The organism is Pseudoalteromonas sp. CO109Y, from assembly GCF_004208935.1.
Lineage (GTDB): Bacteria > Pseudomonadota > Gammaproteobacteria > Enterobacterales > Alteromonadaceae > Pseudoalteromonas > Pseudoalteromonas shioyasakiensis.
On the sequence record NZ_SGPD01000017.1, the window covers coordinates 39,957 to 54,630 of the forward strand.

The following is a 14,674-nucleotide window of genomic DNA, read 5'->3' on the forward strand; positions in this document are numbered from 1 at the left end:
CCCGACGTTAATTGATGATAGTAATTGTTATCATTTAAATTGTACTACAATCTTTTGAACAAACACAATCTCTGTCGACGAGCTGTAAAAAAGGCGCTTTAAGCGCCTTTATCATTAGTTTGGTTGAGGGTAACAATTCGTTGTGGGAAAGGAATTTCGATATCCGCTCCTTGAATTGCTTTAAATACATTGCGGTTCACAGCTAATTTGGTCTCAATAATTTTGGTGGTTGGCACCCAAAAGCGATAGCTCAAGGTAACACCGCTCTCAGCAAAGCGCTCAATACCGACTTGTGCATGAGGAGAGTCACTAACTAGCTCATGCTCGTCTAACACTTTTTCGATAAGCTCAATAGCGAGATCTGCATTGGCATCATAAGCGATGTCAATTTCACCTTTAACTAATGAATAGCTAAACGAGTTATGTAAAATCTCACCAACAATATGTTTGTTAGGAATGGTGATTTCGACTTTTTCTTCGTTAATCAAAATTGTGTGACCAAGCTCAATGGTTTTAACTTGCCCACTAACGCCTTTTACTTCAATAGTATCGCCAACAACAAATGGCCTTGTTGCAATGATAGCAAGGCCCGCACCATAGTTTGAAAGCATGCCTTGCATTGCTAAACCAGCACCTAGTGATGCAGCACCAATGGCAGCGACAAATGGGGTCACGCTTATACCAATTTTGCCAAGGGCAATAACCAAGAACATGATGATCAGCAATACTTTGATGACATTACTGACAAAGTTGGTGAGGGTAATATCGATATTGTGACGCTGCATGAGGCCAGCAACCATATTCGATACTTTCTGCGCAATCCATAAGCCAATAAATAGAATTAAGATAGCACCTAAAATTTGCATACTGTAGGTGACCAAATATTCCATGATCAGATTGTAGTATTTTTCGACTTGCTGTATTTCTGAGTCAATCATGTGTTTTCCTAACAAGGTTACTGCGAATTCTGACTATACCAGAACATGCTGAATAACAGGATAGAGTATCGGCACTATTATCGCGCTGAGAAGCGCACTTAATGCCATCGCCACAGAGGCAAAGGCACCAGCTTTTGGCTGATCACTAATCAGTGATGCTGTGCCAATGGCATGGCAAGCGGTACCAATAGCAACACCTTTTGCTTGGGCGTTGCGGATATTTATCAACGAGAAAATCAAATTACCAAATATAGCCCCAAGTACGCCAATAAAAATCACCATAGCTGCCGCTAAAGAAGGTATTCCGCCTAGCGACTCTGTCACTAACAAGGTGATAGGGGTTGTTACAGATAAACTTGCTAAAGATGCGCTTAACTGTGCAGGGGCTGCAAAAACATAGCATATTAGCGAGGCTACCAAGGTGGCATTGATCACCCCTAAGCTGCAACTTATGAGGATTAGCAGCAGGTTCTTTTTTACGTGGATAAATTGCTGATAAAGCGGTAAAGCCAGTGCCACAATGGCAGGCTCAAGCAACCAGCTTAAAACTTTACTGTGCTCGGCAAAAGGCTCATAGGGGAGCTTTAGTGCCACTAACAAGGCTGCAGTTAATATAATTGCCCAGCACACAGGATTACTAAGCGCTTTGGCAGTGGCATGCTGGGTTTTCGCGTTTAAAAAACGCAGTACTAAGAAAAGCGCAATAATGCACGGAACGCAGAGCCACCATAAACTAACTGTCATTTTCACGGCCCTTAAAATAGGCGATAACAGCGCCTATGAGTAAAACACTACTCAGCGGCACGACAATAAAAATAGTCAGTAATAAAGGCCAGTTCTGCGAAATTAAACCTAGGTGCTCAATAATGCCAACCCCAGCAGGGATGAAGAACAACGGCATGTAATTAAGTAAAGGGCTGGCTGTTGGTTTTAAATGTTGTTCTTTTACGAGGCCCGTTAATAGTAGCACGAGCAGTAACACCATACCGAGTAATGGGGCAGGGAAAGAGCTTTCAAGCAAAGCCGTTAAAAACTTGGCAACGGCTAAGCAGGTAAGAATAATGACACTACTGATAAGGTATTTCATAAGTCAAGATAATTGCGAATAAAGTACAACTACATCATACCCTTGTCAGTTGTACTATGCGACTTTAGCTTACCATGATTTGGCATTATTAAATTGAATATCCTCTGCACCTTTCGCCTTTGCAATCGCCTTTTTAGTATTAGGGTTCATCAGTAAGCGAATTTGACTCCAGGTTTCTTTAGCGAGAATTTTACGCTGCTGTGAACGGTAGCTTTGCTGAGTAATTCGTTTAATTGCTGCCAGAGTATCTGGCGAGCGCGCTAGTAGCGTTTCTAGTACGGCATCGGTTTGTTTATCAACGTCATCAGTGAGCTGTGTAACTAAGCCATACTCTTTAGCATCTTCAGCAGAGACTGGCCCAGCATGACTTGCTAACCAAAGTGCTTGGTCACGCTTCATTAAACCTGCAAGCACCACGTTAGCCCCCATATCAGGGCATAAGCCCCAACGAGCTTCCATGATCGCTAATTTAGCGTTTTTATCGACGATGCGGTAATCAGCACCGAGTGCGATTTGCATACCGCCACCAAAGCAGTGTCCGGTTACTTTTGCAATCACAGGAATACTTAAGTCTTGCCAACCTAGCACTACTTTTTGCGCTAAATTTTGGTTTCCTGGTAACCACTTGAATAAAAGCTTGATGATATTGCTTGGCTTTTTCATCACCGCAGCAACATCCAGTCCAGAGCAAAAGTGTTCGCCTTCGCCTGAGATAACCACCGCACGTAAGCTGCGATCACGTTTAATTTTTTTGATTACGTTTGAAAGCTCGACAAACATGGCAAAACTGAGCGCATTTTGTTTCTCTGGACGAGCAAGGCTAACCCATGCGACTTGTTGTTTTATTTCTAGTTTTATCATGGTAACTCCTCTGACCTGTTTGCTAGAGCTTACGAGTTAATTACAACTAAGTAAAGAATTGCTGATGTGTCGCAAGGAATCATTATATTTTCCAAAAATGGGTAACCTTGTCATATATTTAGTTACAAATTGGTGTATATTTTTAAAACAAAGATGCTAGTTCATCGCTAGTTTGATTTTGTGATTAGTTAGATACTTTCGCAAAATCCCATGACACGACTAGACTTAGCTTTAAGTCGCGCTACAAGGAGTAAATATATGCTGATGCGCAAAACAGCTCGCATAACAAAACAATCATCTCGTTCTTTGGCTTTTGCTGCAATTTCTGTCGCATTAACAACCACATTGGTTGGCTGTTCAGATGATAAAGCACAACAACAAGCTACGCCGCCACCGGCTGTATCAGTATTTAATGTCGTTACACAAGAAGTTGGTAATTACCGAGAATTTGTCGCGCGTACTGAAGCATTCCAAGAGGTTGCGATTAGAGCCCGTGTTGAGGGGGAACTTATTGAACGTCACTTTAATGAAGGCTCATCGGTTGAAAAAGATCAGCTCTTACTGCGTATTGACCCATCTGAGTACCGCTCGACTGTGTCAGAAGCTGAGGCTGATTTAAAAAGTAAAATTGCCGCAGCAGGCGCCGCTGAACGTGATTTAAAACGCGGCAAAGATGTGGCTGCGCAAGGTTTTATTTCACAATCAGACCTCGATAAACTAACCACTAATTTTGAGCAAACCACCGCAGCTGTTAAAGCCGCAGAAGCTGAACTTGAAAAAGCAAAACTTAACCTAAGTTATACCGAAATTCGTGCGCCGTTTGCAGGGCGTATTGGTAAAGTGAACTATGATGTGGGGAATATTGTTGGGCCATCATCCAATGAGCTTGCGGAGCTGACCGATGTAGACCCAATTTATGTAAGTTTTCAGGTTGAAGAAGCTGACTACATCTCTTATCGCCAAAATCATCAAGCACCGTCAGATAAAGACCCTCGAGATGTGCCTATCGATTTAACTTTACGCTTACCGAATAACTCGACCTTTCCTGATAAAGGCGTACTTGATTTTGCTGATACCAAAATTAACCGCAATACAGGCACGGTTGAGCTTAGAGCCGCTTTTGATAACCCAGATGGCATTGTCATGCCGGGCTTATTTGTCACCTTGATCGTTGAAAGCACCAATAAACAAGACTTGGCACTCATTCCTCAAGTAGCGGTACAAGAAAACCAGCAAGGTAAGTTTGTGCTTGTTGTTGATGACGAAAACAAAGTGGCTATGCGGATTGTTAAACTGGGTCGACGTATTAATGCGATGTGGGTGGTTGAGTCAGGCTTAGAGGCTGGTGAAAAAGTCATTATTGAAGGTTTACAAAAGGTACGCCAAGGCGCTGAAGTGAAAGCTGTTGAAAAAAATGTCGATGAAACAACCGGCACTATTTCTAGCAAAGCTAACTCTTAGGAGTGAGATATGATCAGTAAAACTTTTATATCTCGCCCAAAATTTGCCTTGGTAATTTCGATTGTTATTACCATTGCGGGTTTAATTTCAATGGCTTTACTGCCAGTGAATATGTATCCGCAAATTACCCCTCCGCAAGTACAAATTAGTGCTAGTTACCCAGGTGCAAGTGCGCAAATTGTAGAAGAGTCGGTGATCCGGCCCATAGAAGAGCAAGTTAATGGCGTTGAAGAAATGATGTACATCGAATCAACATCGTCTAATAATGGCACGGCCAACATAACTGTTTATTTTAAGGTCGGCACAGATACAGATATTGCCCAAGTTAATGTGCAAAACCGTGTGGCACTTGCTGAAGCAGGCTTACCTGAAGAGGTTAAACGGCAAGGTGTGTCGGTTAAGAAAAAATCGAGCTCGATGTTACTTGGTATCAACTTATACTCGAATCAAGAAAATATCGACGCTATTTTCTTAAGCAACTATGCAACCAACTACTTAACCGAGCCTCTTGGCCGTATTAATGGGGTTGCATCAGCTGAGGTAATGGGTGAACAAACCTATTCAATGCGCTTGTGGTTACGCCCAGATCGAATGGCATCACTGGGTTTAACTGTTTCAGAAGTTCAAGCTGCGCTACAAGAGCAAAATACCATCGTAGCAGCGGGTAAGCTGGGGGCTGCCCCCTCAGCACCGAGCCAGCAATTTGAATATTCGATTCAGGCAAAAGGGCGCTTAAAAACCCCTGAAGAGTTTGGTCAAACTATTATTCGCTCGAGTAAAGATGGTAACTTTGTGCGCCTGCACGATATTGCCCGTATTGAATTAGGTGCAGCAAGCTACAGCACAACAGCAAAGTTAAACCAGCAAGACACTGCATTTATAGTTATTTATCAGCTAACAGAAGCGAATGCGACGCAAGTTGCCAACGATGTAAAAGCACGTATGGCAGAGCTGGCTAAACAGTTACCTGATGGTGTTGAGTACTCAATTCCTTATGACACCACAGAGTTCATCAATCGCTCGATTGATGAAGTGGTCGTCACCCTTGTCCAAGCGGTTGGCTTGGTTATTTTAGTGGTATTTTTATTCTTACAAAATTGGCGCGCTACGCTCATTCCAACGGTGGCTATTCCGGTATCTTTGGTGGGGACTTTCGCGTTTATGATGATGATGGATTACTCCATCAACTTAATCACCTTGTTTGGCTTAGTGCTTGCAATAGGTATCGTGGTAGATGATGCCATTATCGTTATTGAAAACGTTGAGCGAATACTAAAAGAAGAAAAGCTGCCAATTAAAGAAGCGGTTACCAAAGCGATGGAGCAGGTATCTGGGCCGATAGTGGCAACGACCTTAGTTTTGCTTGCGGTGTTTGTGCCAGTAGGCTTTATGCCGGGAATAACTGGGGAGCTTTATAAACAGTTCTCGGTGACGATTTCATTTGCAGTACTCATTTCATCTTTAAATGCACTGACATTAAGCCCTGCTTTGTGTGCTTTATTGTTAAGTGAAAAAGCCATGAAGCCGATTAAATGGCTAGCCCCGTTTGAAAACATCATTACCCGCTCAACCAATGGTTACAGTAAAGTGATTAACTTTATCCTCAAACGTACAGCAAGAATGGCATTGTTTGCAGTGGTTATTTTTGCTGCTGCAGGTTGGTTGGTAAAAACGGTGCCTACAGGCTTTGTACCAGCAGAGGATCAAGGCTTTCTTTTTGTTGATGTGCAATTACCTGATGCTGCAGCAAGTGGTCGTACCCAAGATGTAATGCATAAGCTGGGTGATATTGTTAAAAATGAACCAGCGGCAACCGATTTTATTGCGGTTTCTGGTTTTTCATTACTCGGTGGTGCGGGTTCTAATAATGCGCTTGGTATAGTAGTACTTAAAGACTGGGAAGAACGAACTAGCCCTGAACTTGGTTTACGAGCGGTACTAACGCGCTTAATGGGGCAATTCTGGGCGATGCCTGATGCGCAAATCATGGCCTTTAACCCGCCTTCAATACCTGGACTTGGTACAAGTGCTGGCTTTGAGTTTAGGTTACAAGACAGTGAAGGGCGTGAGCCTGCTGAGCTTGCTCAAGTATTAAATGGTTTGATTTATGAAGCGAACCAGCGCCCAGAGCTGTCAAATGTTTACAGTACATTTAGAGCGAATGTGCCGCAGTATTTCCTTGAAATTGACCGTAATAAGGCAAAAGCTCAAGGGGTCGCACTTAGCGATATTTTCTTAACCTTGCAGGCGCAACTCGGCTCGTTATACATTAATGACTTCAACCAATTCAGTCGTACTTACCGCGTTATCATGCAGGCGGAAAGCCGTTTTCGTCAAAACCCTGCAGACTTACAATACTACTATGTACGTAATGATGAGGGAGCAATGGTGCCGCTCACTACATTGGCTAAACTTGAGCCAATTCTGGGCCCTACAAGTTTAACGCACTTTAACTTATACCGAAGTGCAAGCATTAGCGGACAACCTGCGGCGGGGTATGCCAGTGGTGATGCCATTAAAGCAATGCAAGAGCTGGCCGAGCAATTACCTACAGGCTATGTATATGAGTGGGCAGGGCAGTCTAAACAAGAGATTGAAGCGGGTAACATGGCGCCAATCTTGTTTGGCTTAGCGGTGGTATTTGTGTATCTATTCTTGGTTGCGCAATACGAAAGTTGGACAATTCCGTTCTCAGTCATTGCAGCGGTACCGTTGGCGTTATTTGGTGCCATGCTTGCGCTGTATGTAATTGGCATGGAAAACAACATCTATGCGCAGGTTGGTTTAGTGCTACTGATTGGCCTATCCACCAAAACCGCTATTTTGATTGTTGAATTTGCTATGGAAGAACGCGCGGCAGGCAAAAGTATTTTTGAAGCGGCTCTTAATGCGGCAAGATTACGTTTTAGGGCAGTATTGATGACAGCTCTGTCGTTTGTGCTTGGCGTATTACCATTGGTGTTTGCAAGTGGCGCAGGAGCAGGGAGTCGAATATCACTCGGTATTACCGTATTATTCGGGATGTTAGCTGCAACCATTTTTGGTACCTTGCTTGTTCCTCTATTTTATACGCTCGTGCAATCAATGCGCGAAAAAATAAAAGGCACAGCAAGTGCTGAGTAAAATCTGTTATTAATTACAAAAAAGTCAGGGCAACCTGGCTTTTTTTTTGGTAAAACTCAAAAGAGGTTTGTTATCATAGCCAGATTCAAAGCGATACACATGTGCAGAGGTTTAAGGAATGGCTGGTCCACGCTTATACAGTGAAGAAGAAGTAACTCATCAGGCTTATGATATCTTTTTAGAATTAGCGCCTGATAATTTAAGCGAGCAAGATATTGCTGATTTCAACGAGCACAGAGAAGAGCTTGGCTTTATTGAAGAAGGTGAGCCTGACGAGCAGTGGCAAGATTTTGTTGCACTAGAAATTGAACCTGAGCTGTTTGTACAAGTCTTAGTAGGACTTGAATTCGACAATCAAGATATCTTGTTTGCGAAAATTTTAATTAGCCGAGACAAAGATGCACCGTTTTGCCACATTCTTTGGAAAGATAGCGAATAACTCTCCAGCCGATGTTTGACTCTACTTTTAGTTGTTTTAATTCAATAAAACGAATTATTTTTCCCGCCCTGCTAGTTTGCAGTTGGCAGGCTTTTGCTGTTGATCCGTTTGAAGATTTCCATGAATACGGGCAATTATCAGAAGAAGAAATCCATAAAATTCATAAAGGCGAGTTGCTGTACGGAGATATGGAGTTTGGTTTTATGGTAAGCCGCGGCAATACCAACTCAACCAGCTTCAAACTTAAAGGTAACCTATACCAAGATTTCGAAAAGTGGCGTAACCAATTTAAGCTCGATACTTTATACAAACGTGACCGTAATGAAGAAACCGGCGATGAAGAAGTCTCTGCTGACCGTATTTTTGTATCGGGTCAAGGTAACTATAAGCTAAATGTGAAAAATGAGTCATTTTTCATTTATGGTGACTATGAGCGAGATAAGTTTAGTGGTCTTGAGTTTAAGAGTACCATAGCGACGGGTTACGGTAACCGCATTTACCAAGGCAGCAAGAATAAAGTCGATATCGATGTGGGGCCAGGTTTATACCGCTCGGTGGCTGATCAAGAGACTGCAACAGAAGAAGATGAAACAAAAACGGGTTATCTGCTTCGTTTAGCGCTGCAGTGGGAGCGTACGGTCTCTGCTCGTACTCGCTTTAATCAAGATGTCAGTTATGAACAATCATTGTCAGGGTTAAACTCGCGTTTAAAGTCAGAAACATCCCTGATCAGCAAAATTATGGGTGATGTATCACTCAAATTTACTTACATGTATCGCTATAACTCAAAACCAGAGGAAGATAAGCTCAAGTACGATTCTGAGCTGAGTGCAACCTTTGTTTATAGCTTTTAAGAGAATACTTCAGAATGTATCAACATAAACAGTATGCTATTTTTATTTTTGTTATCTTAGGCTGGATTGGCGCCTTCATTGCCTTAGCTTGGAACTTAATTGGTGCAGATATTCCTCTTATGGTGTTTAGCGCTATCTTAGTGCTGGTGGCCTTTTTGTTTCATGGCTTAACGATTAAGGTGAGCGATAAAACAGTAAGCTGGGCATTCGGTCCGGGTGTATTTGGTAAAACAGTGACTTTTGATGAGATTGAATCTGTTCGAGCGGTAAGTAATTCATTTCGCCATGGTATTGGTCTACGTATCACGCATGATGGCTGGGTTTACAGTGTATCTGGATTTAGTGCTGTCGAATTGGCGATGAAAGATGGCACGCACTATCGCTTAGGGACAAATGACCAAGAAGGCTTACTTGCTGCGCTTAGAGAGCATATTGCTGAACCAGAGCCTGCACTGGATGCACAGAAAGCAGCTGAATAAGCACTGAGATATAAAAAAGCGCCAATGGCGCTTTTTTATAGTAATGGTTTAGTGGCTGTGACCACAACCACCTTCACCGTGCACATGACCATGTGCTAATTCTTCTTCAGTTGCATCGCGTACTTCAAGTACTTCAACATCAAAATGAAGGGTAATACCTGAAAGAGGGTGGTTACCATCGACAATAACGTCTTCGTCTTGAATTTCAATGATCATCACTGATTGGTCACCAGCGTCTGTCGTAGCGCGGAACTGCATACCAACTTCAATTTCCATACCTTCAAACATTGATTTTGGCACTGCTTGCATTAGGTCATCGTGACGCTCACCATAGCCTTGCTCTGGCTCAACTGTTACGCTGAATGTGTCGCCCGCTTCTTTACCTAATAGCGCATTTTCGAGGCCTGGAATTAAGAAACCCGTGCCAACGATAAACACTAGTGGCTCGCCATCGAAAGAGTTGTCGATGGTGTTTTTGTTATTATCCAATACTGAATAATGCATTTTTACCACTTTGTTTGCTGCTACGATCATAGTCATTCCTATTTATTCATCTTCGAGAGAGTAAGGCAGAGCTTGAATAGATAACTCTACCTGAGGGAGGTGTTTTGCTCGCAAAATTTGGCCTGCTTCATTGTCGTTAGGAAGCACAACCAGACCCATTAAGGTTTGCGTTTGTTGATTAAAACTTTGGCTAATAAGCTTGCCAGCACGGCGCCAGTTTTCGCCCATTTGTGTTTCGAGTTCAAGCTCGTCAAGTAAGCCTTCAGCTTTGCCCGAAACTACATACATAGCACGTTTATTTTTGCCTAGGTATTTCATACGAGCGACGGTTTCTTGCCCTGTGTAGCAGCCTTTTCTGAAACTGATACCACCAAGCGCTTGCAAGTTAACCATTTGCGGTACGTATTCGCCAATAGCGTCGCTGTTTAATGACGGCTCGCCTGCGGCAATAGCTGCCTGTTGCCATAACGCGTCATCATCAAGAGCTGTGACGTTATCAGGTAAGCTAAATTCTTCGTTGACCATAAGCAATACGCGGTCATCTGCAAGCTTTAACGCTTTACCGCCAGCAAAATCGACTGCGCTGTGCTCGTCGTCAAAATTAATTGCTAAGGTTTCTAGAGTCGCTGTTAGGTCATCACCTAGTAAGCCAATTAGCGGTTTTTCAGATTGCTGAATTTCTACTTGCGAAAATACCGCATATTTTTTTAACTCGACTAGCGATTGCTCTACCTCAGGTTTTGAGCCCGCAAGGTAATAGCTATCAAGGTGTGAAAACAACCTAAACACCCCCCAAAGCTTGCCTTTTGCATTACAGTGGCCAGCCCAAAGGAAGTTATCATCAGTTAATTTGTTGATATCTTGCGTAATTTGTCCGTGAAGGTAAGACAACTTATCTTTGCCAGTTAGGCTGATAAGTGAATAAGATAAAGGACATGCGTAAACAGTCGACATAAAAACCTTCTTTACGATATGAATGAGCGCTAATGATAACTTAGTTAGGGTAGCAATTTAAATAGCTGTTTATTCGATAGCAATTTGGTAAACTGCAGACAAATAAGTACGAGGTTTAAAATGACTGAAATTCACAGTAAAGAACGTATTCGTTGGGCATGCCGTCGCGGTATGTTAGAACTAGATGTTTTATTTATGCCATTCGTTGAAGAAGCGTTTGACTCACTATCAAAAGAACAGCAAGCCGTTTTTCAACGCTTACTTGAGTGCGATGATCCTGATTTATTCGCCTGGTTCATGGGTCATGAAGAGTGTAAAGACCCAGAGCTTAACGGTATGGTCGCGTTAATTTTAGACCGAGTTCGTGTATAGATTTACCGTTACAAATAACACCACAGACCACAAACCCTTTGTGGTCTTTTTTTGCTTAACAGCCATCACTTTATGCTTTGTTTACCAGCATGTTTTCGCTCAACTTTTGGCTTGTTTAGCGTGCTTCTTCTTAGCCATTCTTAGTTTTAAAAAAGTCCAACAAGCACAGCCTGAAAAGGGTTTTATAATTTTAGAGCAAGCAGAGCTCAGGTTTGTTAACGACAAACTTAAAATTCAAGGCCAGATAACAGCTAAAAGTTATGTGTTTGCTAATTTTGTAGTGCTGAGGTTGGCTGGGTTTTATCAATCACACTGGCTGATTATAAGCTCAGCCAGTGTTGATGAAGAAAGTTTCTCGCGCTTAAAGCGTGCAATTATTGCAGTGCAGCAACCGACTTAGGTGTTAAAATTGTCGGCGTTGGATTTTCGTTTTGCTCTGGGTAATCAATCGTGTAATGAAGACCACGGCTTTCTTTACGCTCAAGGGCGCTGCGAATAATAAGTTCTGCAACCTGTACTAGGTTTCGAAGTTCTAATAAGTTATTTGTAACCCTAAAGTTCGCGTAATAGTCGTGAATTTCTTGCTGCAGTAATTCAACGCGGTGAAGCGCACGTTCTAAACGTTTTGTTGAGCGTACAATACCCACGTAATCCCACATAAATAACCTTAGTTCATGCCAGTTGTGGGTAATAACGATTTCTTCGTCTGAGTTAGTTACGCGACTTTCATCCCAAAGTGGTAAGGCTTCAAGGGCAGGGCTTGCATCGATTTTGCTCAGAATATCTTTCGCGGCAGCATGGGCAAACACGATACATTCGAGTAGCGAGTTACTCGCCATACGATTAGCGCCATGTAAACCTGTGTAAGCTACTTCGCCAACCGCGTATAAGTTATCTAAATCTGTACGGCCATTAAAGTCAGTCATAACACCGCCACAGGTATAGTGTGCAGCAGGCACCACTGGAATGGCTTCTTTGGTAATGTCGAGGCCAACACTTAAGCATTTTGCGTAGATAGTTGGGAAGTGCTCAATGATAAAATCTTTGTCTTTGTGACTAATATCAAGGTACACACAGTTCGCACCAAGGCGTTTCATTTCAAAATCGATAGCACGAGCAACAATATCGCGAGGGGCAAGTTCTTCGCGCTCATCAAAGTCTTTCATAAAGCGAGTGCCATCAGGGCGTTTTAAATAAGCACCTTCACCGCGCATTGCTTCGGTGATCAAAAAGTTTTGCAGCTCTGGGTGGTACAAACTTGTTGGATGGAATTGATTAAACTCCATATTGGCAACGCGGCACCCTGCACGCCATGCCATTGCGATACCATCACCACTCGATACATCAGGGTTAGAAGTATATAAATACACTTTACTTGCGCCACCTGTTGCAAGTGATACGAACTTAGCAGCGATAGTTTCAACTTTTTTATCAACACAATTCCAGACGTACAAGCCGTGAACATGCTTGCCTTTTTTAGCTAAGCTTTTATCTGTGATTAAATCGATAGCATTGTAATTTTCTAACAGAGTGATGTTAGGGTGTGCTTGTACTTGGCTAATTAAGGTTGTTTGTACTGCTCGGCCAGTTGCATCGGCGGCATGTAAAATACGGCGGTGACTGTGACCACCTTCGCGAGTTAAATGAAAACGCTCTTTACCTTTTGAATCGAACTCCATATCAAAAGGTACGCCTTGCTCAATTAGCCACTTTAAACATTTTTTAGCATTGCTCGCTGTGTAGTGAACCGCATCACGGTCACATAATCCGCCACCTGCATCGAGTGTATCTTCAACATGAGATTCAATACTGTCATTCTTTTTATCAAATACTGCTGCAATACCACCTTGAGCATATAAGGTAGAACCTTCAGTTAATGCGCCTTTACTAAGTACCGTCACCTTACAGTAATTAGCAAGCGATAAAGCAAGAGAAAGGCCAGCGGCGCCGCTGCCAATGATAGCGACATCAGTAATGTGATGTTTATTTTGGTTCATGTCTGTGGTCTTTGCGGTTACAATGCTCGGCTAGTAGTGCCAAAAGTTTGAGCAAATAAATTTTTATGTGGTATACGTATATGTACCATATTTGCTTTAACACTATTAGTCATTTTAATACGTTATACCAATCTTATTAGTTTTATCGTCACATAAACAGTTTATTGTTAGCTGTTTTTAATTGTGAGTTCAATTTAGATAACCGTTGATTTTTAAGCAGTTATTGAGGTTGTCGTGTAATAAGATTGGTATGACTCAATTTATTTGCGTGCTATTTTATAAAAAAATCATTTTAAACTGAACTTTTATATTCATGGTGCAGTCAGAGTTTGTGTAAACAATGGCGAGTATATGAATAGCAAGCAAGAATCAAACAGAGGAGTACCGGCTCGAATGAGCGAGCAGGATTTGGATTTAGCGCTAGTTAAAAGGGTCCAGCAAGGAGATAAAAACGCCTTCAACCTATTAGTTAGAAAATATCAGAATAAAATTGCAGGTTTGATTTCACGTTATGTCTCGAACCAAGGTGATGTTGCTGATGTCGCACAAGAAGCTTTTATTAAAGCCTACCGTGCTTTACCTAACTTTAGAGGTGATAGCGCCTTTTATACTTGGTTGTACCGTATCGCCGTAAATTGTGCTAAAAATTACTTAGTTGCGCAGGGTCGTAAACCCCCAGCTAACGATGTTGATGCCGAAGAAGCAGAATTTTATGACAGTGCAGATGCAATGCGTTCAAACGCATCGCCAGAAAACCTGTTATTAAGTGACGAAGTACGTGCTGTAATTTTTAATACGATTGATAGTTTGCCTGAAGATCTAAAAACCGCGATTACCCTTCGCGAAATTGAAGGTATGAGCTATGAAGAAATAGCCGTGGTTATGGATTGCCCTGTGGGAACGGTGCGTTCACGTATTTTCCGTGCCCGTGAGGCGATTGATAATAAATTGAATCCATTAATAGGTGAGTCTTAGTATGACAAAAGCAGACGTTAACAAGTTGGATAATGAGCAGTTGTCCGCGTTACTTGACGGCGAGCAGCAGTTAACTGATCAAGCGATCACAAACGACGATGTATCTACATTTGGTCGTTACGCAATGATTGGTGATGTAATGCGTGCTGAGGCAAATAACAACGCTTTTAATTTTGACATTGCAGATGCAGTGGCAGAATCACTTGAGCAAGAACCTGTTTACGCAGATTTCGCGAATAAAACAACGGCACCAAAAAGCGAAGAAATCGTGGCGGCAACAGGCACTGATAACGTGGTAGCATTTAATTGGCGTCGTCCATTTGCCCAAGTGGCTATTGCTGCTAGTGTTGCTATGTTTGCGATTGTGGGCGTACAAACATTGCCACAAAACACCGAGTCACCGCAAAGTGATATTCCAACATTACAAACAGTACCATTAACAGGTATGGCTTCTCCTGTAAGTTACTCATCAGAGCAACCTGCATTAGAAAATGCAGAGCAAGGTTTACGTGAGTTACAACAGCAGCGTATTGGCGCATTAGTTCTTGAGCACCAACGTCAAGCACGTGTTGCATATTCGCTAGAAAAATCGCAAACTGCAGAAAATGCAGACGAGGAAAAAAACTAATT

General features: G+C 42.3%; 15 protein-coding genes. 8 read left to right on the forward strand and 7 right to left on the reverse strand.

The features are described 5' to 3' along the window. Nucleotides 1-98: 98 nt before the first annotated feature. The 4 genes from EXT43_RS06345 to EXT43_RS06360 form a co-directional block, all read right to left on the reverse strand. Nucleotides 99-938, reverse strand: a complete 840-nt coding sequence (locus EXT43_RS06345) for a mechanosensitive ion channel family protein (RefSeq protein ID WP_054562265.1) — start codon at nucleotides 936-938, stop codon at nucleotides 99-101. A gap of 33 nt (nucleotides 939-971) precedes the next feature. Beyond that, nucleotides 972-1,682, reverse strand: coding sequence for an LrgB family protein (locus EXT43_RS06350; RefSeq protein ID WP_130166600.1), 711 nt, complete (start codon nucleotides 1,680-1,682; stop codon nucleotides 972-974). Next, nucleotides 1,672-2,025, reverse strand: coding sequence for a CidA/LrgA family protein (locus EXT43_RS06355; RefSeq protein WP_063529212.1), 354 nt, complete (start codon nucleotides 2,023-2,025; stop codon nucleotides 1,672-1,674). Before EXT43_RS06355 ends, EXT43_RS06350 begins: the two co-directional genes overlap by 11 nt. A 69-nt stretch (nucleotides 2,026-2,094) precedes the next feature. Next, nucleotides 2,095-2,886 (reverse strand): crotonase/enoyl-CoA hydratase family protein, encoded by a 792-nt coding sequence (locus tag EXT43_RS06360; RefSeq protein ID WP_055020673.1) that lies wholly within the window; start codon nucleotides 2,884-2,886, stop codon nucleotides 2,095-2,097. 258 nt (nucleotides 2,887-3,144) lie between these two features. Here EXT43_RS06360 and EXT43_RS06365 point away from each other — a divergent pair, with 258 nt between their 5' ends. The 5 genes from EXT43_RS06365 (at nucleotide 3,145) to EXT43_RS06385 (ending at nucleotide 9,242) form a co-directional block, all read left to right on the forward strand. Continuing rightward, nucleotides 3,145-4,347, forward strand: coding sequence for an efflux RND transporter periplasmic adaptor subunit (locus EXT43_RS06365; protein ID WP_240701474.1), 1,203 nt, complete (start codon nucleotides 3,145-3,147; stop codon nucleotides 4,345-4,347). 9 nt (nucleotides 4,348-4,356) lie between these two features. Continuing rightward, complete coding sequence (locus EXT43_RS06370; protein WP_130166601.1) at nucleotides 4,357-7,470, forward strand: multidrug efflux RND transporter permease subunit; 3,114 nt, start codon at nucleotides 4,357-4,359, stop codon at nucleotides 7,468-7,470. A 118-nt stretch (nucleotides 7,471-7,588) separates the two neighbouring features. Beyond that, nucleotides 7,589-7,909 carry an HI1450 family dsDNA-mimic protein gene (locus EXT43_RS06375; protein ID WP_054554325.1) on the forward strand — a complete coding sequence of 107 codons (321 nt, stop codon included), beginning with the start codon at nucleotides 7,589-7,591 and terminating at the stop codon, nucleotides 7,907-7,909. An 11-nt stretch (nucleotides 7,910-7,920) separates the two neighbouring features. Further along, complete coding sequence (locus EXT43_RS06380; protein WP_130166602.1) at nucleotides 7,921-8,763, forward strand: DUF481 domain-containing protein; 843 nt, start codon at nucleotides 7,921-7,923, stop codon at nucleotides 8,761-8,763. A 14-nt stretch (nucleotides 8,764-8,777) separates the two neighbouring features. After that, nucleotides 8,778-9,242, forward strand: a complete 465-nt coding sequence (locus tag EXT43_RS06385; protein ID WP_058586465.1) for a hypothetical protein — start codon at nucleotides 8,778-8,780, stop codon at nucleotides 9,240-9,242. Nucleotides 9,243-9,290: 48 nt separating this feature from the next. Here the strand turns inward: EXT43_RS06385 and EXT43_RS06390 are convergent, their stop codons facing one another. Both EXT43_RS06390 and ygfZ read right to left on the reverse strand, forming a co-directional pair. Continuing rightward, on the reverse strand, nucleotides 9,291-9,776 hold the full coding sequence (locus EXT43_RS06390) for a peptidylprolyl isomerase (protein ID WP_054554327.1): 486 nt from the start codon (nucleotides 9,774-9,776) through the stop codon (nucleotides 9,291-9,293). Nucleotides 9,777-9,788: 12 nt separating this feature from the next. After that, nucleotides 9,789-10,700, reverse strand: a complete 912-nt coding sequence (gene ygfZ / locus EXT43_RS06395; RefSeq protein WP_130166603.1) for a tRNA-modifying protein YgfZ — start codon at nucleotides 10,698-10,700, stop codon at nucleotides 9,789-9,791. Nucleotides 10,701-10,820: 120 nt separating this feature from the next. Between ygfZ and EXT43_RS06400 the strand changes: the two genes are divergently transcribed. Further along, nucleotides 10,821-11,072 (forward strand): succinate dehydrogenase assembly factor 2, encoded by a 252-nt coding sequence (locus EXT43_RS06400; protein ID WP_054562257.1) that lies wholly within the window; start codon nucleotides 10,821-10,823, stop codon nucleotides 11,070-11,072. Nucleotides 11,073-11,446: 374 nt separating this feature from the next. On the opposite strand, the gene nadB is transcribed toward EXT43_RS06400, so the two are convergent. Beyond that, nucleotides 11,447-13,069 carry an L-aspartate oxidase gene (gene nadB, locus EXT43_RS06405; RefSeq protein WP_054562255.1) on the reverse strand — a complete coding sequence of 541 codons (1,623 nt, stop codon included), beginning with the start codon at nucleotides 13,067-13,069 and terminating at the stop codon, nucleotides 11,447-11,449. A 393-nt stretch (nucleotides 13,070-13,462) separates the two neighbouring features. Here nadB and rpoE point away from each other — a divergent pair, with 393 nt between their 5' ends. Beyond that, nucleotides 13,463-14,044 (forward strand): RNA polymerase sigma factor RpoE, encoded by a 582-nt coding sequence (rpoE, locus tag EXT43_RS06410; protein ID WP_036969086.1) that lies wholly within the window; start codon nucleotides 13,463-13,465, stop codon nucleotides 14,042-14,044. A 1-nt stretch (nucleotide 14,045) separates the two neighbouring features. Further along, on the forward strand, nucleotides 14,046-14,672 hold the full coding sequence (locus tag EXT43_RS06415) for an RseA family anti-sigma factor (RefSeq protein ID WP_054562254.1): 627 nt from the start codon (nucleotides 14,046-14,048) through the stop codon (nucleotides 14,670-14,672). Nucleotides 14,673-14,674: the final 2 nt, after the last annotated feature.